18 protein-coding genes and 2 tRNA genes are annotated in these 20243 nt (G+C 69.5%); 4 read left to right on the top strand and 16 right to left on the bottom strand.

What is annotated here, in order from left to right; genetic code table 11:
• Positions 1-20: 20 nt before the first annotated feature.
• Positions 21-1430 (bottom strand): LVIVD repeat-containing protein, encoded by a 1410-nt coding sequence (locus M1P99_RS04225; protein WP_304451359.1) that lies wholly within the window; start codon positions 1428-1430, stop codon positions 21-23.
• A 233-nt stretch (positions 1431-1663) separates the two neighbouring features.
• Positions 1664-3025, bottom strand: a complete 1362-nt coding sequence (locus M1P99_RS04230) for an LVIVD repeat-containing protein (protein WP_304451360.1) — start codon at positions 3023-3025, stop codon at positions 1664-1666.
• A 262-nt stretch (positions 3026-3287) separates the two neighbouring features.
• Here M1P99_RS04230 and M1P99_RS04235 point away from each other — a divergent pair, with 262 nt between their 5' ends.
• Positions 3288-3995, top strand: a complete 708-nt coding sequence (locus M1P99_RS04235; protein ID WP_304451361.1) for a DUF305 domain-containing protein — start codon at positions 3288-3290, stop codon at positions 3993-3995.
• 183 nt (positions 3996-4178) lie between these two features.
• Here M1P99_RS04235 and clpX read toward each other — a convergent pair whose 3' ends face one another.
• The 5 genes from clpX to M1P99_RS04260 all read right to left on the bottom strand — a co-directional run bounded on the left by clpX (position 4179) and on the right by M1P99_RS04260 (position 9018).
• Positions 4179-5453, bottom strand: coding sequence for an ATP-dependent Clp protease ATP-binding subunit ClpX (gene clpX, locus M1P99_RS04240; protein WP_304451362.1), 1275 nt, complete (start codon positions 5451-5453; stop codon positions 4179-4181).
• A 277-nt stretch (positions 5454-5730) separates the two neighbouring features.
• The gene (locus tag M1P99_RS04245; RefSeq protein WP_304451363.1) at positions 5731-6387 is read right to left on the bottom strand and encodes an ATP-dependent Clp protease proteolytic subunit; all 657 of its coding nucleotides are present in this window, start codon (positions 6385-6387) and stop codon (positions 5731-5733) included.
• 76 nt (positions 6388-6463) lie between these two features.
• Positions 6464-7012, bottom strand: coding sequence for a ClpP family protease (locus tag M1P99_RS04250; protein WP_121187974.1), 549 nt, complete (start codon positions 7010-7012; stop codon positions 6464-6466).
• A gap of 275 nt (positions 7013-7287) precedes the next feature.
• Positions 7288-8709, bottom strand: a complete 1422-nt coding sequence (gene tig, locus M1P99_RS04255) for a trigger factor (RefSeq protein ID WP_304451364.1) — start codon at positions 8707-8709, stop codon at positions 7288-7290.
• A gap of 234 nt (positions 8710-8943) precedes the next feature.
• Positions 8944-9018: transfer RNA gene (locus tag M1P99_RS04260), tRNA-Pro, on the bottom strand.
• A 105-nt stretch (positions 9019-9123) separates the two neighbouring features.
• Here M1P99_RS04260 and M1P99_RS04265 point away from each other — a divergent pair.
• The 3 genes from M1P99_RS04265 to M1P99_RS04275 all read left to right on the top strand — a co-directional run bounded on the left by M1P99_RS04265 (position 9124) and on the right by M1P99_RS04275 (position 12302).
• A tRNA-Gly gene (locus M1P99_RS04265) sits at positions 9124-9194 on the top strand.
• Positions 9195-9776: 582 nt separating this feature from the next.
• Positions 9777-10280 carry an adenylyltransferase/cytidyltransferase family protein gene (locus M1P99_RS04270; protein ID WP_304451365.1) on the top strand — a complete coding sequence of 168 codons (504 nt, stop codon included), beginning with the start codon at positions 9777-9779 and terminating at the stop codon, positions 10278-10280.
• 141 nt (positions 10281-10421) lie between these two features.
• A complete protein-coding gene (locus tag M1P99_RS04275; protein ID WP_304451366.1) occupies positions 10422-12302 on the top strand; it encodes an ABC transporter ATP-binding protein in 1881 nt (626 codons plus the stop codon).
• Positions 12303-12392: 90 nt separating this feature from the next.
• Here the strand turns inward: M1P99_RS04275 and M1P99_RS04280 are convergent, their stop codons facing one another.
• The 9 genes from M1P99_RS04280 to M1P99_RS04320 form a co-directional block, all read right to left on the bottom strand.
• Positions 12393-12995 (bottom strand): (2Fe-2S) ferredoxin domain-containing protein, encoded by a 603-nt coding sequence (locus M1P99_RS04280; protein WP_304451367.1) that lies wholly within the window; start codon positions 12993-12995, stop codon positions 12393-12395.
• A 221-nt stretch (positions 12996-13216) separates the two neighbouring features.
• Positions 13217-13417 carry an Rv0909 family putative TA system antitoxin gene (locus tag M1P99_RS04285; protein WP_304451368.1) on the bottom strand — a complete coding sequence of 67 codons (201 nt, stop codon included), beginning with the start codon at positions 13415-13417 and terminating at the stop codon, positions 13217-13219.
• Positions 13418-13521: 104 nt separating this feature from the next.
• On the bottom strand, positions 13522-14865 hold the full coding sequence (gene mgtE, locus M1P99_RS04290; protein WP_304451369.1) for a magnesium transporter: 1344 nt from the start codon (positions 14863-14865) through the stop codon (positions 13522-13524).
• A 312-nt stretch (positions 14866-15177) separates the two neighbouring features.
• On the bottom strand, positions 15178-16281 hold the full coding sequence (locus M1P99_RS04295; RefSeq protein ID WP_304451370.1) for a PP2C family protein-serine/threonine phosphatase: 1104 nt from the start codon (positions 16279-16281) through the stop codon (positions 15178-15180).
• A gap of 614 nt (positions 16282-16895) precedes the next feature.
• On the bottom strand, positions 16896-17363 hold the full coding sequence (locus tag M1P99_RS04300) for a ribose-5-phosphate isomerase (RefSeq protein ID WP_304451371.1): 468 nt from the start codon (positions 17361-17363) through the stop codon (positions 16896-16898).
• Positions 17364-17501: 138 nt separating this feature from the next.
• Entirely contained in the window at positions 17502-17645 is a 144-nt protein-coding gene (locus M1P99_RS04305) for a hypothetical protein (RefSeq protein WP_304451372.1), read from the bottom strand.
• 150 nt (positions 17646-17795) lie between these two features.
• A complete protein-coding gene (locus M1P99_RS04310) occupies positions 17796-19217 on the bottom strand; it encodes an aldehyde dehydrogenase family protein (protein WP_304451373.1) in 1422 nt (473 codons plus the stop codon).
• 112 nt (positions 19218-19329) lie between these two features.
• Entirely contained in the window at positions 19330-19488 is a 159-nt protein-coding gene (locus M1P99_RS04315; RefSeq protein ID WP_304451374.1) for a hypothetical protein, read from the bottom strand.
• 42 nt (positions 19489-19530) lie between these two features.
• On the bottom strand, positions 19531-20166 hold the full coding sequence (locus M1P99_RS04320) for a DsbA family protein (RefSeq protein ID WP_304451375.1): 636 nt from the start codon (positions 20164-20166) through the stop codon (positions 19531-19533).
• Positions 20167-20243: the final 77 nt, after the last annotated feature.

Genomic DNA, 20243 nt, shown 5'->3' on the forward strand with positions numbered 1-20243 from the left:
GGGCGGCCGGAGCGCGCCGGTCAGTGACGGCCGTTGCCCCGCCCGGGCCGGTAGCTGGGCTGGGACTGCGGGTTGAACTCGTCCATGTGGACCTGTGCGGCCACGCGCAGGCGCGGGTCCTCCAGGCGCAGCACGTCCAGTCCCCTGGTGATGTCGGAGGAGTAGACGTAGCCGTTGTAGTAGTAGGCCGACCAGGAGCCGCCGAGGACCAGGTCGTCCTCGTCGATGGGATCGCGGTCGAAGTGGCCGATCTCGGTGGCGGCCGACGGGTCGTTGAAGTCGAGCACGGACACGCCGCCCTGGTACCAGGACTGCACGAAGAAGTTGCGCCCCGGGACCGGGATCAGCGAGCCGTTGTGCGCCACGCAGTTCTCGGTGTCGGACTGCAGGCGCGGGATCTTGAAGTAGCCCTCGAAGCCCAGCTCGGGCTCCGCGTCACCGCCGCCGATCGAGTAGATGGCGTCGGCGCCGCGCTCGGAGCCGTACTCGCCGGTGCAGATGGCCGCGCCGCCGCCGCCGAGCTCGTCGGTGAACATCACCGTGTCGGCGTTGTTGGTGAAGGTCGCCGAGTGCCAGAACGCGAAGTTCGGGTCGCGGACGACGTCGGTGACCACCGGGTGCGCCGGGTCGGAGATGTCCATCAGGATGCCGTCGCCCATGCAGGCGCCGGCCGCGATGCCCTTCTCCGGGTACGCGGTGATGTCGTGGCAGCCGGCGGTGCCGCTGTTGCCGCCCTCGGGGAAGAGCACCGGCTCCTCGACGACCGCCGCCGAGGCCGGGTCGTCGACGGGGACCTCGATGACCGAGATCTTGTCGTGCGGCGGCTGGCAGTTCGGGAAGTTCGACCGGGGTGAGTAGGAGGAGACGTAGACGTAGTCGTACTCCCCGTCCGCCCCCGGGACGAGCGTGTTGGTGTGCGAACCGCAGTCGGTGCGCACCGCGGTCACGTACTCCGGAGAGGTCTTGTCCGAGATGTCGAACACGCGGATGCCCTCGAACCCGTTCGGGTCGGAGGTGGGCACGGCCGGCGCACCGCAGTCCTCGCTGGCGCGCGCGTAGTCCACGGAGAAGTAGAGCAGGTCGCCGCTGACCGACACGTCGCCCTGACCGCCGGGGCAGACCACCTCGGAGACGATCTCGGGCCGCTCCGGCTCGGAGATGTCGTAGATGACGAAGCCGTTGTAATTGCCGCCGATGGCGTAGTCGCCCGAGAACGCGAGGTCGGAGTTGAAGCCGCTACCCATCGCCTCGGTCTTGGGGATGTTCGCGACGTGGGTGACGTTGTCGCTGGTCTCGGCGTCGCTGACGAAATCGTCCGCGGCGGCCGCTGAGGGGGCCAGGAGACCGACGAGAAGGGCTGCGGCGCCAGTGAGGGCGAACGCGGCTCCACGTCTCCGTCGGGCCCGGGGGGAGATGGGGGATGACGCCATGTGTACTCCTGATGCAGTTTGGAGCTAAGCAGGAAGAACGTACACAATTCAACATCAATATGTATAGGGGGAGACGAAAGAATCACGACAGTTAACACGCTGCCACCCTGACCTGATCCGGCTACACACGGTGCCTAGGGTGGCGGGCCTCCTCCGGCGCGAACCGGCCCGCTCCGGGCCGCCGCCGCCGTGCCGGGGGACGCAGGTGTCCCCCGGCACGGCCCTCCGCCGCGTCACACCTCCGGCGACACGACGGGCTGCGACTGGGGATTGAACTCCGTCATGAGGGCCGCTTCGGCCGCCTCCAGCCGGGGATCGGTGAGCCTGAGCACGTCGAGGCCGTGTCGGATGTCCGATGAGTACACGTGGCCGTTGTAGTAGTACGCCGACCACGACCCGGCGGTGGCCAGATTCGCCGGATCCCAGGGGCCGCGGTCGAAGTGGCCGATCTCCCGGGGAGCGGCGGGATCGTCAAGGTCGATGACCGAGACGCCGCCCTGGTACCAGGACTGCACGAAGTAGTCATGGCCCGGAACGGGGATCAACGAGCCGTTGTGGGCCACACAGTTCTCGGTTTCGGTCTGATGGCGGGGCAGTTTGTAGTAACTCCGGAAGTCGAGTTTCGGCAGGTCCTCGTTCTGATCGAGCGCGTACACCGCGTCGGCGCCGCGTTCGGGTCCGATCTCCTCGGTACAGGTCGCCGCACCGCCGCCACCGAGTTCGTCGGTGAAGAGCAGGTGCCGTGCGTCGTTGGTGAACGTGGCCGAGTGCCAGAAGGCGAAGTTGGCGTCCCGTACACGCTCGACCACCACCGGGTCCAGGGGGTCGGTGATGTCCAGCAGCAGCCCGTCGCCCAGGCACGCCGCGGCGGCCAGTCCGCGCTCCGGATAGGCGGTGATGTCGTGGCAGCCCGTGGTGCTCGCCTCTCCCCCGTCCGGGAAGAGCACGGGCTCGCCGACCACCGCGGCCTCCCCCGGCGCGTCGTGCGGCACCTCGACGATCGAGATCCTGTCGTGTGGCGGCCGGCAGTGGGGGAACCGCTCCGAGGGCGAGTACGACGACACGTAGACCACGTCGCTCTCGCCGTCCGAGCCCGGGACGAGTGTGTTGGTGTGCGAACCGCAGTCGGTGCGCACCGCGGTCACGTACTCCGGGGCGGTCTTGTCCGAGATGTCGAAGACGCGGATGCCCTCGAACCCGTCGGGGTCGCTGGGCCGGACCGCGGGCGCACCGCACTCATCGGTCGCACGCGGGTAGTCGACGGAGAAGTAGAGCAGGTCGCCGCTGACCGACACGTCGCCCTGGCCGCCGGGGCACAGGACCTCGGAGACGATCTCGGGCCGCGCGGGCTCGGAGATGTCGTAGATGACGAAGCCGCCGTAGTTGCCGCCGATGGCGTAGTCGCCCGAGAACGCGAGGTCGGAGTTGAAGGTGTCGGTGAGCGCCTCGGGCTTGGGCATGTTCGCCACATGCTCCACACCGCTCCCGGTGGGCTCCCCCGCCCACGCCGACGGGGCTCCGAGACCACCGGCCGCGACGCCCAGCACCGCGGCGGCAGCACCCCAGCCTCCCCGTCGCCCGTCGAGCGCCACCATCGCCCACCTCCGAATACCACCCATTGCCATCACTTGATCACACATGGTTGTTTCCCTTGCGGACCAGGCGAAACTCCGACACCGGACATCGCAGGCGAATCAGCCCTGGGCACAACGGGTCACGAACGAGTGAACGAATCAGCGCCAACACGCACCCGGGGCTGGACAAAACACCCATGGAGTGAGTAGAAAACCGGCAGGGTGTCGCGTCCACTCGGCACCGCGGACCCCCGTCCGGCCACCCCCACCCTGGAGGACATTCGTGCGACGCCTGGCACTCGCGGCCGGAACCGCTCTCGTACTGCTCGGAGCCTCGGCCTGCACCGGCGCCGAGGAGCCGGTGTCGGGCAACGTCATCGCACCCGGCGCCCCGGGTGAGTCGGCCTCACCGGCCACCGCCGAACAGATCGCCGCCCTCGCCGAGGAGCAGGGCCACAACGAGGCCGACGTGTTCTACCTGGTGAACATGATCGAGCACCACCGCCAGGCGATCGAGATGACCGAACTGGTCGCCGAGCGCCACGAGCGCGACGACATCGAGAGCATCTCCGACCGCATCTCCGCGGCGCAGGGCCCCGAGATCACCGCCATGGAGAGCTGGCTGGAGGAGAACGTCTTCGGTCCGGCCAGGGAGAACGAGGCCCACCAGAACTTCTGCGGCCTGGAGGGCGACGGCACCCACCACGACGAGGGCGGTGACGTACCGACCTGCCGGCTGGAGGTCGATCACGACGACATGCCCGGCATGGCCACCGATGAGGAGCTGGACGACCTGGCCGCCGCCGAGGGCGACGACTTCGACCGGCTCTTCGTGGAGCTGATGACGACCCATCACCAGGGCGGCGTCACGATGGCCGAGGAGGTCCTGGAAGAGGGCAAGGACCACACGGTGCTGCGGATGGCCAACGACCTCATCGCCGAGCAGAGCTCCGAGATCAACCGCATGGCCGAGATCCTCGAAGAGGAGTAGCCGACACACCTCGGAGCGACACGAACGGCCCACGGCCACCCGACGAACTCGGGTGGCCGTGGGCCGTTGCAGGACATCAGGGGATGAGAGGCAGGCCGTTCAGCCTTCCGTCACCCCAGGTGGGTTCGCGCGGGGCGCGCTCCGAGCGCACGGCCGAGCGTGCGGGGGCTCCGGAGCACACGCCTAGGCGGACCGCTCCTGGTGGTCGTCCTCCATCTGGGCACGCGGCACGATCGTGGGATTCACGTTGTCGATCACCGTCTCCCGCGTAATGATCACCTGACCCACATCCTCACGCGAAGGCACCTCGTACATCACCGACAACAACACCTCCTCGATGATCGCCCGCAGACCACGCGCACCCGTCCCACGAATGATCCCCTGCTCAGCGATCGCCTCCAACGCATCCGACGTGAACTCCAACTCCACGCCGTCCAACTCGAACAACCGCTGATACTGCTTCACCAGAGCATTCCGCGGACGCGTCAGAATCTCCACCAGAGCCCGACGATCCAGATCATGCACACTCGTGATCACCGGCAACCGACCGATGAACTCCGGAATCATCCCGAACTTCAACAGGTCCTCCGGCATCACCTCACCGAACAACGCCGACTCCGCCGCCTCGGACTTGGGCCGCAACACCGCGTTGAACCCCATCCCCTGACGACCCGCCCGCGACTCGATCAACGCCTCCAGACCCGCGAACGCACCACCACAGATGAACAACACATTCGTCGTGTCGATCTGGATGAACTCCTGGTGCGGATGCTTACGACCACCCTGCGGCGGCACACTCGCCGTCGTCCCCTCCAGGATCTTCAACAGCGCCTGCTGCACACCCTCACCCGACACATCACGCGTGATCGAGGGATTCTCGCTCTTACGCGCGACCTTGTCGACCTCATCGATGTAGATGATCCCCGTCTCGGCCTTCTTCACGTCGTAATCGGCCGCCTGGATCAACTTCAACAGGATGTTCTCCACATCCTCACCGACATACCCCGCCTCGGTCAGCGCCGTCGCGTCCGCGATCGCGAACGGAACATTCAGAATCCGCGCCAGCGTCTGCGCCAACAACGTCTTCCCCGACCCCGTCGGCCCCAACAGCAAAATGTTGGACTTGGCGATCTCCACACCCTCGTCGCCCGGACGGTCACCCTCCGAACGCACACGCTTGTAGTGGTTGTACACCGCCACCGACAGCGCCTTCTTCGCCTGGTCCTGCCCGATCACATACGAGTCCAGGAACTCATAGATCTCACGCGGCTTCGGCAGACTGTCCCACGCCAGATCGGTCGAGTCGGCCAGCTCTTCCTCGATGATCTCGTTGCAGAGGTCGATGCACTCATCGCAGATGTAGACCCCGGGGCCGGCGATGAGCTTTTTCACCTGCTTCTGGCTCTTACCGCAGAATGAGCACTTCAGCAGGTCCCCGCCGTCGCCGATGCGTGCCACCCAGCCACTCCTCAAAACTAAGGCCGCCCCGTCGGTCCCGCTCGCGCGAACCGTCCGGAAGTCCAGCTCCCGAACCCGTCCACGGCCCGGGCCACGGACGAGGCGATCTGTGTGTCGCTCCCGCCAGACTAAGCGAAAAACCGGACCGGCTTCGCCACTGGGCTGCCCCAGCCGGATCGAGAACCGGTCCGGTCGGTGTTCCTACCGCCGGGCCCCGGACCCGGCGGCACTCCCCCACGACTGTGGGAGAGGCCGCAGGACCAGGGTTGACGCGCCGCTACTTGAGGGACGCCTTGCGGTACGGCAGGACGAAGTCGATGATGCCGTAATCCTTGGCTTCCTCAGCGGTGAGGATCTTGTCGCGCTCGATGTCCTTGGACACCTGCTCGACCGAGCGCCCGGTGTGGTGCGCCAGCGTGGTCTCCAACTGCGTACGGATCCGGGTGATCTCGTTGGCCTGGATCTCGATGTCGCTGGCCTGACCGTGCATGCCCTCCGTGGCGGGCTGGTGGATCAGGATGCGGGCGTTGGGGAGCGCGCCGCGCTTGCCCTTGGTACCGCCCGCCAGCAGGATCGCGGCCGCCGAGGCGGCCTGCCCGATGCACACGGTCTGGATGTCGGGACGCACGAACTGCATCGTGTCGTAGATCGCCATCAGCGACGTGAAGGATCCGCCGGGCGAGTTGATGTACATCTGGATGTCCCGCTCGGAGTCGAGCTGCTCAAGGGTGATGAGCTGGGCCATCAGGTCGTTCGCCGAGGTGTCGTCGATCTGCACGCCGACGAAGATGATCCGCTCTTCGAAGAGCTTGTTGTACGGATTCATCTCCTTGACGCCGTACGACGTACGCTCCACGTAGGACGGCAGGACGTAGCGGCTCTGGGGAGCCATCGAGGCCGCGCCGCCGATGAGACTGGGATTGAACTCGGTCATTTCACGCCTTCCACGCACTGCGCCGATCCATGGACTGGGTCACGCGGGGTCTGTCTGGGTCCACTCAGCCGGCCGTTCAGATGGCGACGTCGAGCGTGCCCTCGAGGACCTCGTCGATCATTCCGTAGTCCTTGGCCGCCTGGGCCGTGAACCAGCGGTCCCGGTCGGCGTCCTTCTCGATCTGCTCGACGGCCTGACCAGTGTGCTCGGAGATCTTCTCGATGAACATCTTCTTCACGTACATCAGCTGGTCGGCCAGGATCCGGATGTCGGAGGCGGTGCCCCCGATGCCACCGGAGGGCTGGTGCATCATGACGCGGGTGTGCGGCAGCGCGTAGCGCTTGCCGGGGGCACCGGCGCACAGGAGCATCTGGCCCATGGACGCGGCCATGCCGATACCGACGGTACGCACGTCGTTGGGGATGTACTGCATGACGTCGTAGATCGCCATGCCTGCGGTCACGGATCCGCCGGGCGAGTTGATGTACATCGTGATGTCTCGCTGGCGGTCCTCGGCGGACAGCAGCAGAAGCTCACCAACCAGGCGGTTGGCGATGTCGTCGTCGACCTGCTGGCCGAGGAATACGATTCGCTGGCGCAACAGGCGCTGAGGCGTCTGCTCAATAAAAGGGGAAATCTGCGGCTCCGACGTACGTGCGTCGAATCGCGGGGACTCATCAAAGGTCGGCGGCACTCTCGTCACCTGCTCCGGAATCGAAACGGTTGCGATACAGCGACACTAACGCCGACGAGCACCGTGCTCGCACCGATCGCGTCTCTGTTCGCTTTGAGCGCAGGGTGGGCAAGGCCCCGCGTGGACTTTCCTCTGCCGGCGAACACGACGGGCCCCGCCCGACCCGAAAGTCGGACGGGGCCCGTTCGCGTCACTGGGCGCGGTGCCTACTTGGCGGACTCGGCCTCGTCGGCGGAGTCGTCAGCGGCCTCGGCGGCGGCGGTGTCGTCGACCGGCTCGGTGGCGGTCTCCACGGCCTCGTCGGCGCCCTCGGCGTCGGCGGTGGTCTCCTGCTCGACGACGTTGCCGTCCTCGTCGGTGACCTTCGCGCCGGCCAGGACCAGGTCCATGGCCTTACCGCGGACGACCTCGGTGAAGGCCACGCGGATCTGGTTGGACTCGACCAGGTGCTGGGCCAGCTGGTCCGGGCTCACGCCCATGCGCTGGGCCTGCTCGAACACGTACTGGCTGAGCTCGCCCTGGTCGGCGCTCAGGTCCTCCTGGATGGCCAGCTGGTCGAGGATGAAGCCGGCCTTGACCGCGGAGCGGGCCCCGCTGGTCAGCTCCTCCTCGAACTCCTCCTCGGTCTTCTCCTGCGACTCGAGGTAGGCCTCCTTGGTCAGCCCGCCCTGGGCGAGCTGCTGCTCCAGGCTCTGGCGGCGACGGGTGATCTCCTCGTCGACGACGGAGTCCGGCAGCGGGATGTCCACGGACTCGATGAGCTTCTCCAGGGCCTTGTCACGGGCCGCGGAGAGCTGCTGGAGGCGACGGACCTCGGTCATGCGCTTGCGCACGTCGTCGCGCAGCTCGCCGATCGTGTCGAACTCGCTGGCCAGCTGGGCGAACTCGTCGTCCAGCTCGGGGAGCTCCTTGACCTTCACGCTGTGCACGGTGACGGTGACGTCCGCCTCCTTGCCCTCGTGCTCACCCCCGACGAGGGTGGTCTTGAAGGTGGCCTCGCCGCCCGACTCCATGCCGCGCAGGGTCTCGTCGAGCCCTTCCAGCATGGTGTTGGTGCCGACCTCGTAGGAGTAGCCGCTGACCGCGACGTCCTCGAGCTTCTCACCGTCGATGGCGGCGGAGAGGTCGATCGACAGGTGGTCGCCGTCCTCGATCGGGCGGTCGACGCCCACGAGGGTGGAGAAGCGCTCGCGCAGCGTGCCGACCTGCTCGTCGACCTGCTCGTCGGTGACCTCGGCGTTGTCGACGGTCACCTCGATGCCCTTGTAGTCCGAGACCTCGAACTTCGGGCGGATGTCGACCTCGGCCGTGAAGGCGAGTTCGTCGTTGTCCTCCAGTTTGGTGACCTCGACGTCGGGCTGGCCGAGCGCGAAGAGCTCCTCCTTCTGGATGGCTTCGTTGTAGAGCTCCGGAACGGCGTGGTTCACGGCTTCGCTGATCACCGCGCCGCGGCCCACGTAGCGGTCGATCAGCCGCGCCGGCGCCTTGCCCGGGCGGAAGCCCTTGATCCGAACCTGCTTGGCGAGAGACTTGTAGGTCTCGTCGAAAGCGTGCTCGAGCTCATCGAAGGGCACCTCGATGGTCAGCTTGACCCGGGTCGGGCTGAGCTCCTCGACATCGGTCTTCACGGGGCGGTACTCCTAGGTTTGCCGGCTGGTGTCCGCGTCGGCCCGCAGGCGCACCACACACAACGGCGCATGCACGCACGCACCCCGGCCAGTCTGATGACCACGTTCAACCTGGGGTGCCCTGCGACGGGCTGGGACTTACAGTTTCCTGCTGATCGCACCAAGTCTAGGGCAGATACGCAGGGGGCCACGGCGCACGGCCCAGGGGCCGCTGCCGCGGATGCTTCGCTGTCGTCGGGGTGGCGGGATTCGAACCCGCGGCCTCATGCTCCCAAAGCATGCGCGCTAACCAAGCTGCGCTACACCCCGTACACGGAAAGGTCGCACACGAGTGTGCGACCACCGCCAGGACACTGTACTCTGGTCCCCGTCGGCCCCACGAGTCTAGAGGAAACTCGAAGCTCCCGGGCCCACGCGGGCGTAGTTCAATGGTAGAACTCCAGCCTTCCAAGCTGGCCATGCGAGTTCGATTCTCGTCGCCCGCTCGTCTCGAGGCGAGCCGTGTGCTTTCGCACCGGCTCGCCTCGCCGTTTCCCCTGGAGGACGACCCCCAGACCCCCGCGGACCTCGAGGCGAACCGCGTCCTTCCACACCGGCCCGCCTCGCCGTTTTCCCTGGAGGACGACCCCCAGACCCCCGCGGACCTCGAGGCGAACCGCGTCCTTCCACACCGGCCCGCCTCGCCGTTTCCCCTGGGCGACGACCCCCAGACCCCCGCGGACCTCGAGGCGAACCGCGTCCTTCCACACCGGCCCGCCCCACCGCTCCCCCGCAGAGGACCGCCCCCGGACCCCCGCGGGTCTCGGCCCCCGCCGCGAACCGGGCTCCGCCGACACCGCCTCCAGCCGCCGCTCGTGTCCGTCGCGCCGTGTGAGAGCGGACACAGCGCGGAAGGATGCTCCATGACATCACCCACACCGCGTCCACCGGTCCGCGGCGACCGCCGGGGCGGCCCTGCGCACCCCGAGCCGTGGAATAGCCGGTACCAACCGGTACGTTGACCTTGCGGGTGGCCCGTCGGCGCGACCGGACACGGGCACCCTGGAGCTTGTCGAAACGGGGCTACTTTGACGGACACCAACGCGGCGGACGACCTGGTCACCCCTCTGAGCGCACAGTGGTTCGAGCGCCCGGCCACCCTCGAACGGCCGGTCATCGTCACCGGGGTCTTCGACGTCCTGCACGTCGGCCACGTCCGGTTCCTCCGCTCGATCGCCGAGCGCGGCCTACCGCTGGTGGTCGGGATCGAGTCCGACGAACGCGTGCGCGCCTGGAAGGGTCCGGGCCGTCCCGTCAACCCGGCCGAGGAACGCGCCGAGACCATCGCCGCCCTGGCCTGCGTCAGCGGCGCCTTCACCATCGAGGGACCGCCCTCGGTCGCCGACTGGGCCGCCTACGCCGAACTCCTGCGCCCGTTCGCGCCCGCCGCCCTGGCCTTCACCGCCGGGGACCGCTACACCCAGGCCAAGATCCTGGGAGCCGAGGCCCTCGGTGCCCGCGCCTGGGAGCTGCCCTTCACCCCCGGCCGCTCCACCACCGCGGCGCTGGGCCGCCTCGCCACCTCGTTGTAGCGCCCCTCCACCGACCGCACGGCCCCCGGGCCGGCGGCCCCCACCCGTCCCCGGTCCGCGACGCCCCGCCACGGGGAAGCGGCGCACACGGACCGGTGTTGTCCCCTTCGTGGCGAACGAGCGAGAAGAACGAGGCCGTCCATGATGTCAGGCAGGCCCTCCTACCGGGCCCTGGTCAACGACGGGAGCGCCAAGGGGCATTCGCTGCCCCCCGGGCTCACCCGACGCATCATCTCCTACGCCCGCCCCCACTGGCGGACGATCCTGATGTTCCTGCTGGTGACGGCGGTCAGCTCCGCGATCGTGGTCGCCAACCCGCTCCTGCTCAAGACCATCATCGATCGGGGCATCCTCAACGGGGACACGTCGCTGGTCGTCTGGCTGGCGGTGGCGGCGGCCGGACTCGCGGTGCTGGAAGGCGTCCTGTCCCTGCTCAGCCGGTGGCTGTCGTCACGGATCGGCGAGGGCGTCATCTACCTCCTGCGCACGCAGGTGTTCACGCACGTCCAGCGCATGCCGCTGTCCTTCTTCACCCGCACCCAGACCGGGTCCCTGATCAGCCGGCTCAACACCGACGTGGTGGGCGCCCAGCGGGCGATCACGTCCGTCCTGCAGTCGGTGGTCTCCAACCTCATCAGCGCCACCGCGGTGATCATCACCATGCTCGCGCTGTCGTGGCAGGTCACCCTGATCGCGCTGGCCCTGGTCCCGCTCTTCCTCGTTCCCGCCAAGCTGATCGGCCGCCGCCTCGCGCACATCTCCCGCGAGGCCATGGACAACAACGCCGACATGAGCTCGCTGATGACCGAGCGCTTCAACGTCGGCGGAGCGATGCTCGTCAAGCTCTACGGACGCCCGGCCGAGGAGTCCGAGGCGTTCGCGCGTCGCGCCAGCCGCGTGCGCGATCTGGGCGTGCGCCAGGCGGTCTACGGATCGCTGCTGTTCTCCCTGCTCGGCATGATCACCGCCCTGGCGATGGCGATGGTCTACGGCGTCGGCGGCGTCCTGGCGATCGACGGCGCCTTCGAGGTCGGCACGCTGGTGGCGCTCACCACGCTCATGGCCCGCCTGTACGGCCCGGTGACGACGCTGTCCAACGTCCACGTGGAGATCATGACCGCGCTGGTCTCCTTCGACCGCGTCTTCGAGGTCCTGGACCTGGAGCCGCGGATCAAGGAGAGTCCGAACGCCCGCCCGCTGCCCGAGGGGCCGCTGAGCGTGCGCTTCGACCACGTGTCGTTCCGCTACCCGGGCGCCAAGGACGCGTCGGTCGCCTCGCTCGAACTGACCCCGCAGGCGCAGACCGACGATGACACCCAGGTCCTGAGCGGCGTGGAATTCACCGCCGAGCCCGGGACGATGGTGGCTCTCGTGGGCCCCTCCGGAGCGGGCAAGACCACACTGACCCACCTGGTGTCACGGCTGTACGACCCCACCGACGGCTCGGTGAGCGTCGGCGGGATCGACCTGCGCGAGGCCACCGGGGACTCCCTGCGCGACCGGGTCGGCGTGGTGACGCAGGACGCCCAGCTCTTCCACGACACCGTCGGCGCGAACCTGCGCTACGCGCGCCCGGAGGCCACCGACGCGGAGATGGAGGAGGTCCTGCGGATGGCCCGCCTGGGCCCGCTCCTGGAGCGGCTGCCCGACGGCCTGGACACGATGGTCGGGGACCGCGGCTACCGCCTGTCCGGCGGCGAGAAGCAGCGGCTGGCCATCGCGCGGCTGCTGCTGAAGGCGCCGTCGGTGGTGGTGCTGGACGAGGCGACCGCGCACCTGGACTCGGAGTCGGAGGCGGCGGTGCAGGAGGCCCTGGCCGCGGCTCTGGAGGGGCGCACGTCCCTGGTGATCGCCCACCGGCTGGCCACCGTGCGCGAGGCCGACCAGATCCTGGTGCTGGAGGACGGCCGCGTGCTCGAACGGGGCACGCACGACCAGCTGCTGACGCGCGGCGGGCTGTACACGGCGCTGTACCGCACCCAGTTCGCACCGCAGCGGCGTGAGGGAGCGCACGAGTCGTGACCGGGACCGACCACCACGCCCAGGCCGTCCCGGAGGGCCCGGGGCGGCCGGCCCCGCGCTGAGCCAGGGGTCCGGTCCGGCGGGCCGCCGCTACTTCTTCCCGGCCTTGCCGGACTTCTTCTTGCCCTTCTTGTGCTTCTTGTCCTTCTTGCCAGGCTTCTTCTTGCCGGGCTTCTCCGTCTCGGACTTCTTCCCGTCCGGCTCTGCTTCGCCCGCCCGCTTCGCCGCCTTGCGCTCGGCCTTGCGCTCGGCCTTCTCGCGCTCCTTGCGCCGCTCCTTCTTCGCGGACTTGGAGTGCTTGGGCTTCTTGCGCTTCTTCGGCTTCTTGGCGTCCTTGGACGTGACGTGGTCGGCCAGAACGGCGGGCAGCGGGACCAGGCCGGGGCCGCCCTCGAAGATCCAGTCGTCGATGGCCTCGACCAGCTTGTCCTCCGTGACCTGGCCGAGCCAGACCGGGCGGCCGCCCGCCGCCCGGCCCTCCTGGGAGGGCTGGACGACGACCACGTTGGCCTGGAAGCAGATACCCAGGCACTTGCTGGTGCGGACCGGGACGGTGCGGCCCGAGTGGTCGTCGATCGTGCTCAGACGGGCGAGTTGGGCCTTGTGGTCGACGCCGGGGACCTTCTTCTTGGTCCCGCAGCAACAGCCACGGCAGACGGTCAGCTGGCAGGGACGCCCGTCGACTGCGTTCACACCCACCCCCATCCTCACATTAGGTACGCCTTACCTCACCAGAGTAGCTTTCGTGGGCAAAGCCCTGACCAGCGGGTCCTGCCCCGCGCACATCGGCGCGCCAGGTCTCGGGACGCCCGGCGCCGCAGGACGAGCCGCCCCGGGGCCCGCCACACAAAGACCGGGGACCACCGACCAGGGCCCGCGGCCCCGGTGGGTGGTCCCCGACCGGTCAGGTACGACTATTCCTTCTTGTCCTGCTGGGCCCGCTTGCGCAGGTACTCCGTCGCGGCTCCGGCTCCCTTGTCGATCTTGTCGTCGTGGGCGCCCCCCGTGGCCTTCTTCGCTGCCTCGGCGGCCTTGCCGACTGCGCCCTGGACCTTGTCGGCGTTGTCGTCGACGGCCTTCTTGATCCTGTTGAACGCGTCTCCGGTACCGGACATGGAACCCCCCTCAGATCCATCCTGACCTGTCCCCCCGATACCCGTCCCACCGCGCGTTCATGCCGGGGGACGCCGTATCGACACCCCGTGCGCGCGTCCCGCGGTCAGATGCCGAGGACCAGGCGCGCGATCGAGAAGTAGATCAACAGCCCTGTGGCGTCCACCAGGGTCGCCACCATCGGGGAGGACACCACCGCCGGGTCCACACCCACCTTGCGGGCGAGCAGGGGCATCGACGACCCGATGATCGCCGCCCAGGTACAGATGGCGATCACCGAGCACGCCACCACCAGGCCGATGTCGAGCCCGACCAGCAGCACCCCGATCGTCAGCGCGATACCCGCCAGCATCACCCCCAGGAGCAGCCCGACCCGCCCCTCCTTCCAGATGACCGAGGGCAGGTCGCGAACGCGGACCTCGCCGACGGCCAGGGCGCGCACGATCGCCGTCGCCGACTGCGCGCCGACGTTTCCGCCGGTGCCGACGAGCATCGGCACGAACAGCGCCAGCGCCGTGACCTCCTCCAGGGTGGCCTCGTAGACCTGCATGACGTTGACCGTCAGTGTGGCCGCGACGATGAGCAGCATCAGCCACACCGAGCGCGCCCCCACCAGCCGCAGCACGCTCACGGACACGTAGTGCTCACCGACCGGGCTGGCACCCGACTGGCGGGCCATGTCCTCGGAGTCGGCCGCCTCGATGACCTCCAGGGCGTCGTCGAACGTGAAGACGCCGACGAAGCGCTCCTCCGAGTCCACCACCGGCAGGGAGACCAGGTTGGCCTCCTGGATGAGGCGGGCGGCGTCCTCGACGGGCTCGGTGGCCCGTACGCGGGGGGCCAGCACGTCCACGAGGTCCTTCAGCAGCACCTCGTCGTCGCTGATGACCAGGTCGCTGAGGGTGATGGTGCCCACGAGGCGGCGGCCGTCGCTGACCACCGGCAGGGTGTAGATCGTCTCGGCGTCGGCCCCTTTGGCCCGGACGACCTCCAGCGCGCGGCCCACCGTGAGGTCGCGGTGCAGGATGACCGTCTCCGGCGTCATGTAGCGGCCGACCGAGTCCTCGGGGTAGCCGAGGAGCGCGGCGGTCATCTTGCGTTCGGCGGGGCTCAGCCCCGCCAGCGCGCGCGTGGCGATCTTCGCGGGGGCCTCGCCGATGAGACGGGCCCGGTCGTCGGGGTCCATCTCCTCCAGGAGCTCGTGGAAGGCGGTGTCGCGCAGGCCCAGCAGGATCATCTGCTGCAGGGCGGGGTCGAGTTCCTCGAAGACCTCCAGTTCGCGGTCCTTGTCCAGGAGCCGGAAGGGGACCATGACGGAAGGGTCGTTCATGCGGGCGAGCTCGTCGGCGACCTCGTGGGGTCTGTGCTCGGCCAACCAGAGCCTGATTCCGGTCAGATCGTTCTGCTCGACCAGATCGATGAGTTCTTCAGCGCGCTCGCCGTCTGACATGCGAAGCACCCCCTCGCGTCTCCAGGGCCCGGCGGGCACGCGCCCACCGAACCGCGACATCCTGGAAGTACCGGACCTCGACGCGGTCCGGTGCCGGCCCCGTCGCCGCTGGTGTGGTGAGCCGTACGTGCGTCGACGCCGAGGGGCGAAAGGGGCGGGCACGGCGATCCGGGGACGGTGCACGGCCGAACCCGCCGTGCTGGGGCCGGGGAACACGTCGACCCTACCGCCACCGCCGATGCGCGGGCCCACGGAGGGGCCGCGTGGCGCCGTACGCGACGTGAACGTCGGGCGCCGTCCGGGTGTCCCGGGTCAGTCCCGCCACAGCACGACGAGCGCGCAGTCGTCGTTCTTGTCCCTGCTCAGGGTGTCCACGACCGCTCCCGCGCCGCTGCTGAACCCGCGGGTGACCATGGTGTCCGCCGCGCCCAGGAGCCGGTCGATCCCGGCGTCGAGGTCCTCGCCCGGGGTCTCGATGAGGCCGTCGGTGTAGAGCAGGATGGCGTCGCCGGGTCGCAGCTTGCCCTGGACCGAGGTGTAGGTCATCTCCGGGATGACACCGAGCACGACGCCCTTGGCCTCGCTGGTGTCCCACTGGCCGGTGCCGCTGTCGTAGTGCAGCGCGGGAGGATGGCCGGCCGAGGCGATCTCGTACGCGCCCGAGTCCAGGTCCACGTTCAGGTGCACCGCGGTGACGAAGCCCTCGCCGCCACTGTTGCGCATGAGGTAGTCGTTGCAGTGCGCGAGGAAGTCGCGGGTGGGGACGGCCCCGATGAGGCCGCTGAAGGCGCCGGACAGCAGCAGGGCCCGGGTCCCGGCGTCCACGCCCTTGCCCGAGACGTCCACCACGGCCACGTCCAGCCGGTTCTCGCGGCGGATCGACACGACGAAGTCGCCGCCGAAGGACGACCCGCCCGCCTGGCGCAGGACCGCGGTACGGCCCCACCCCTGGGGCAACTCGGGCAGCCGGCCCTGGTGGCGCAGCCGGTCGCGCAGGTCGAGCAGCATCATCTCGCCGCTCAGGCCCTGGACACCGAGGCGTTCGCGCACGCCGGACAACAGGTACGACAGCACGGCGGTCACCCCGATGGTGACCAGCAGGCCGGGCCCGACCTGGCCGAAGTCGAGCATGTAGGCCACGAACAGCAGGACCGCCGCGACCACGCCCAGCAGAGCGGCCAGGCTCTTGCGCTTCAGCAGCAGGCCGCCGGCCAGCACGGTGAGGATGGTGGAGCTGGGCGGGAACCAGCCGCTGGGGCCCCACACGGCGCCGATGCCGATGCCCACCGCGATGGTGACCAGCGTGATGAGGACGAGTCGGTAGCGGAACAACACCTTGCGCCGGAGCACCGCGACGAGCCGCTGCGTGGTCGATCGCAGGAGTCGGGTGGTCTTGGCGGTGGGTGTCGGCTTCATGGATCCTCTGGCCTAGGCACGCCCGCTCACCAGCGGGGGTCGGTTCTCGGTCGGCTCGCGGTGGCACGGGCGGGGGCGGCCACGGCCGGGCCGGTTCCGGGGTCGGTCGGGCGGACCGGCGGCGGTGCGGGTCGGGTCCCGGTGGCTGTTTCGGTACCGGACGGCGGCTCTGCCGTGCTATGGGCGTCGAGGGCCCGCCACTGTGCACGAACTGTAGCGCGGCGACCGCCGGCGAAGCACGCGCCACCAGCGGAGTTATCCCCCATAACCCCGGTTATCGGGTCAGCCGATAACCGGTTGTGCGGAGTCGGGCGTGCACTCCGCACGGGGACCGCCCTCGGGTCCCGCACTCTTCTCTCGGACGCCGTGCCCGAACGCCTCCCGAGCCGGGACGGCCCTGGACGGGATCCGCGTCCCGGACACCACGGGCGTGTCGCCCCGACACGCCCTGGCTCAGGGTCTCATACCGGGTGGTCCGGAACCAGTGGCCGACGTCACCTGTGCGTCGGATCGCTCCCGGCCACGGGGGGGCGCCGTCAGCGCCGTCCCCGTCCACGAGAACGCGCCCCCGTGCGGTGGTGCCGGACGAGGGCGCGGAACGGACGCGGTGGGTGTCAGGGGAGCGGGGGCAGGTCGCCGGTGCTCTCGTAGTCGGACAGCATCCTGATGCGGCGGGTGTGCCGCTCCTCGTCGCTGTAGGGCGTGGAGAGGAAGACCTCCACGAACCGGGTCGCCTCCTCCAGGGAGTGCATCCGGCCGCCGACGCCGAGCACGTTGGCGTCGTTGTGCTCGCGCGCCAGGCGCGCGGTGTCCTCACTCCAGGCCAGAGCGGCCCGGACGCCCTCGACCTTGTTGGCGGCGATCTGCTCGCCGTTGCCGGAGCCGCCGATGACGACGCCCAGCGCACCCGGGTCGGCCGCGACGGCCTCGGCCGCGCGCAGGACGAACGGGGGGTAGTCGTCGACGGCGTCGAAGACGGCCGGTCCCTTGTCGACGACCTCGTGGCCGCGCTCCTTCAACCAGGAGACGAGGTGTTCTTTGAGCTCGAAGCCCGCATGATCTGATCCAAGGTAAACACGCACGTCACCAGTGTGGCAGGTGCGGGGGGCGACCGGTGCGCCGCCCCGCCTCCACGTCTGCGGCCGAGCACCCGCCCCCGCCGGCACGGCGAAGCCCCGCCCCGGGGACGGGGCGGGGCTCGACGCTCTGGGCGGGCCGGGTCAGGAACCGGCGGCGGCCGCGACGCTCAGACCGAGGGCGGCGAACAGGGCCATCGACGCAACGGCGATCACGTTGTACATCAGGATCGACTTGATGTCCTTGCCGAGAGGACCTGCCTTGGAGACCGCGGGCTTGTTGCTCAACTCACACCTCGATTGGGTTCGACCAGGGGCTACCGGTCCGAATTTTTCCACACCGCACAACGCGCTTCCGACCGGGGCCGATTCCGGCGGAGGCCCGCCGGGAGCCGTGACTCCGCACACACCGCGCGGCGGCGCGGAGCCCGGCCCGGGTCACAGCTGGACGGACTTGAGCTCGCAGAACTCGTCGAGCCCGTGCAGACCCCACTCGCGCCCCACTCCGGAGCGCTTGTAGCCGCCGAAGGGCGCGCGCGGGTTGAGCGCACCGCCGTTGACCTCGATCTGGCCCGCCCGCAGGCGCCGGGCCACGGCCAGGGCGCGCTCGGAGTCCTGCGACCACACCGCGGCGTTGAGACCGTAGACCGTGTCGTTGGCGATGGCCACGGCCTCCTCCTCGGTGTCGTACGGGATCAGGGCCAGGACCGGGCCGAAGATCTCCTCCTGGGCGATGCGCATGTCGTTGCGCACGTCGGCGAAGACCGTCGGCCGGACGAAGTACCCGCTCTCGCGGCCCTCGACGGGCTCGGCGCCGCCGGTGACCAGGCGGGCGCCCTCCTCCACGCCCAGGCGGACGTACTCGCGGACCTTGTCGAGCTGGGCGGCCGAGACGAGCGGCCCCATCCGCGTGGAGTCGTCGGCCGGGTCCCCGGGGACGTACTTCTCCGCGGAGGCGGCGGCCAGCGCGACCGCCTCCTCGTAGGAGTCGCGGTGGACGAGCATCCGGGTGAGCGCGTTGCAGCTCTGCCCGGTGTTGCGCATGACGTCGGCCACGCCGCGCTTGACGGCCTGGGCGAGGTCGGCGTCGGGCAGCACCACGTTGGGCGACTTGCCGCCCAGTTCCAGGGCCACCTTCTTGACGGTCTCGGCGGCGACCTGGCTGACCCGGGTCCCGGCCCGGGTGGAGCCGGTGAACGAGACCATGGCGATGTCCGGGTGCGCGGCGATGGCCTCGCCCACGACCGGGCCGGTGCCCGAGACCAGGTTGAACACTCCGGCGGGCAGCCCGGCGTCGTGCAGGACCTCGGCGAGCGCGTAGGCGCTGAGCGGGGCGATCTCGCTGGGCTTGAGCACCACGGTGTTGCCCGCGAGCATCGCCGGAACGACCTTGAGCACGATCTGGTGCAGCGGGTAGTTCCACGGGGTGATGGCGCCGACCACACCGATCGGTTCGCGCACGATCAGGGAGGTGCCCTGGCGCTCGCCCCCGAAGTAGCGCTCACCAGCCTCCTCGACGAGGTCGATGAAGGTCTGGAACATCAGCGAGGGCAGGCCGGCCTGCACCTTGCGGGCGAACACGGCCGGTGCTCCCATGTCCCGGGTCAGGATCTCGGCGATGTCGCCGATCCGGGCGTTGTACAGCTCCAGGGCCTTGGCCAGGTGGGTGACGCGCTGTCCGGGTGTGAGCGCCGACCAGCCCGGGAGGGCCGCCGTCGCGGCCCGCACCGCCGCGTCGACGTCCTCGGTGGCTCCGGCCGGTACGGAGTCGATGACCTGCTCGGTCGCCGGATTGACCACGTCCAGGGCCTCGTCGGAGGCGGAGTCCGTCCAGGCGCCGTCGATGTAGAGGGATCGCATGGACCCACTGTCCCAGAACGCCGTTCGGAAATGAACAGCGCGCCCCGCACCGGCGGGGCGGGGGGCCGGGACCGGTGGTTCCACCGATCCCGGCCCTCTCCGGGCGGCCCGCTCAGCCCCAGTGCGGGGGGCGGTCCGCGTTCAGCCGGTCGGTGTCGTCGCGCTCGACGTCCTCGCCCCAGCCGACCGCCCGCTCGTCGCTGGTGGTGTCGGGCAGGAGGTCGAGGTCGTCCAGGAACGGGTTCGGACGGCGGTTCTGGGGTCCGGGCATGGCCGGTTCCTTTCGTGGGCGCGACGCCGGGGCCGCACCTGCTCAGTCGAAGACGGGGCCCCGCGTACGGGTGCGCTTGAGCTCGAAGAAGCCGTCGGTTCCGGCGACCAGGCGCACGCCGTCCCACAGCCGTCCGGCATCCTCCCCGCGCGGGGTCGGTGTGAGGACCGGCCCGAAGAAGGACACGCCCTCGACCTGGACGACGGGGGTGCCGACGTCCTCGCCGACCAGCTTCATCGCCTCCGCGTGGGAGGCGCGCAGGGCCTCATCGTAGTCCGTGGAGCCGCCGGCCTCGACGAGGTCCTCGGGCAGGCCCGCGTCGGCCAGGGCCGCGCGGACGGTGTCGTCGTCGCGCTCCTGCTTCCGGTTGTGGAAGCGGGTGCCGAGCGCGGTGTAGAGGTCGCCCAGGACCTGCGGGCCGAAGCGCTGCTCGGCGGCCACGCACACCCGGACCGCGGACCAGGCGGTCCGGAGCAGGGCGCGGTAGTCCTCGGGGACGTCCTTGTCCTCGTTGAGGACGGCCAGGCTCATCACGTGCCAGCGCACCTTGACGGGGCGGACCTTCTCGACCTCGAGCAGCCACCGGGAGGTGATCCAGGCCCAGGGGCACGCGGGGTCGAACCACATGTCCGCGTACAGGACGTCCTGGTCTTGGGCGGGGGCGGCGGACTGGGGCATCGCTTCTCCTCGTCGGCACGGGGCGGGGTGGGCCCGGCTCGGATCTCCGTGGTCACTCACGCCGAACAAGGGCGCGC

It is taken from the genome of Nocardiopsis sp. YSL2 (assembly GCF_030555055.1).
GTDB lineage: Bacteria > Actinomycetota > Actinomycetes > Streptosporangiales > Streptosporangiaceae > Nocardiopsis.